The following is a 2,114-nucleotide window of genomic DNA, read 5'->3' as shown; positions in this document are numbered from 1 at the left end:
CACATCGTTGCAGCTGCCAGCAGCACCAGCAAGGACGCCATGCCACGCGTGGCTGCCCTGCTGGATGTGGGCCAGCTCAGCGAAATTATCGCCGTAGAGTCCGCCGACACCTTCAAGCGCCCGATCTATGCCGGTAACGCCATCGCGACTGTTCAATCCCAGGACGCCGTCAAGGTGATCACCGTGCGGACCTCCGCGTTCGACAAGGCCGCGGCCGAAGGCGGCAGTGCCAGCGTTGAAGCCGTGGGCACCGCCTGCGATGCCGGCACCTCCAGCTTTGTCAGCGAAGAGCTGGTTAAATCCGACCGTCCGGACCTGGCTGCTGCCGGAATCGTCATCTCCGGCGGTCGCGGCATGGGCAACGGTGAAAACTTCGCTCTGCTGGAAAAAGTGGCCGATAAACTCGGCGCTGCCATCGGTGCCTCCCGCGCTGCGGTGGATGCGGGCTTTGTCAGCAACGATCTCCAGGTCGGCCAGACCGGCAAGATCGTCGCCCCCGAGCTGTACATCGCCGTGGGTATCTCCGGTGCGATCCAGCATCTGGCCGGTATGAAAGAATCCAAGGTGATCGTGGCGATCAACAAGGATGAGGAAGCGCCGATCTTCCAGGTGGCCGACTACGGCCTGGTGGGTGATCTGTTCGAGATCCTGCCGGAACTGGAAGCAAAGCTCTAACACTCGGCCTGACGCGTTTCATCACTATATAAAAAACACACAAAGAAGATGTGACCGGCAGGCACCCCGATCAATCGGGTACCTGCCGAGAATCACACGCCCCCTATCCGTGAACGAGGTTTTCACATGCGCGAATCCATGGAATTTGATGTAGTCATCGTCGGTGCCGGCCCTGCAGGCCTCAGTGCTGCCTGCCGCCTGATGCAGCAGGCTCAGGAAGCCGAACAGGAACTCACCGTCTGTGTCGTCGAGAAAGGCTCCGAGGTCGGCGCCCATATTCTCTCCGGCGCTGTCATCGAATCCCGCGCCATGGATGAACTCTTCCCGGACTGGAAGGACGCTCCTGAAGAGAGTCGAGCACCGCTGAATACACCGGTGACCTCCGATGAGCTTTATCTGCTCAAAAGCGATACCGCAGCGAAAAAACTGCCCAACGCACTGATTCCCAAGACCATGCACAATACCGGGCATGGGCTTAACAACTACGTGGTCAGCCTCGGCAACGTCTGCCGCTGGCTGGCCGAACAGGCGGAAGGCCTGGGCGTCGAGATCTTCCCAGGCTTTGCCGCCGCAGAAATCCTGTTTAACGAGGATGGTTCGGTTAAGGGCATCGCCACCGGCGATATGGGCATTACCGCCGCCGGTGAGCAGGGCCCCAACTACATGGAAGGGATGGAGCTGCACGCCAAGTACACCCTCTTCGCGGAAGGCTGCCGCGGCCATCTCGGCAAGCAGCTGATTGAGCAGTTCAAGCTCGATAACGAAGCCGACGCCCAGCACTACGGTATCGGCATCAAGGAACTCTGGGATATCGATCCGGCCAAGCATCAGCCAGGCCTGGTGGTGCACGGTTCCGGCTGGCCGCTTGAAGGCGATACGACCGGTGGCTTCTTCCTCTATCACCTGGAGAACAACCAGGCGGTGGTCGGTCTGATCGTCGATCTGAACTACACCAATCCCTGGCTGAGTCCGTTCGACGAGTTCCAGCGCCTGAAGCATCACCCGGTGCTGGCCCAGCACCTTGAAGGCGGCACGCGTGTGGCCTATGGCGCCCGCGCCATCACCAAGGGCGGCTTTAATGCCCTGCCGAAGATGACGTTCCCCGGCGGTCTGTTGATCGGCTGCAACGCCGGCACCCTGAACTTCAGCAAGATCAAGGGCACTCATACCGCTATGAAATCCGGCATGCTGGCGGCGGAAGCGGTGTTTGAAGCGATTGCGGCCGGTAATGAAGGTGGTGCTGAGCTGAGCAGCTTCAGCGACAAGTTCGAAGCCAGCTGGGCCTATGACGAGCTGTTCCGCTCCCGCAACTTCGGACCGGCGATGCACAAATTCGGCCCGATCCTCGGCGGCGCGTTCAACTTCATCGACCAGAACATCTTTGGCGGTAAGCTGCCGATCACCCTGCACGATGACAAACCGGACTATGCCCAGCTTAA

General features: G+C 60.1%; 2 protein-coding genes. Both read left to right on the top strand.

The annotated features are described in order from the left end of the window. On the top strand, positions 1–675 hold a 675-nt coding region (locus C4S72_RS25550), incomplete at its 5' end, for an electron transfer flavoprotein subunit alpha/FixB family protein (protein WP_104006038.1). A gap of 126 nt (positions 676–801) precedes the next feature. After that, positions 802–2,114, top strand: a 1,313-nt coding sequence (locus tag C4S72_RS25545) for an NAD(P)/FAD-dependent oxidoreductase (protein WP_104006037.1), incomplete at its 3' end; no start/stop codon positions are given.

This window comes from Marinobacterium lutimaris (genome assembly GCF_900108065.1).
Taxonomy (GTDB): domain Bacteria; phylum Pseudomonadota; class Gammaproteobacteria; order Pseudomonadales; family Balneatricaceae; genus Marinobacterium_D; species Marinobacterium_D lutimaris.
The sequence above is the reverse complement of the archived record's forward strand: the minus strand, read 5'-3'. Positions and strand labels throughout refer to the sequence as shown.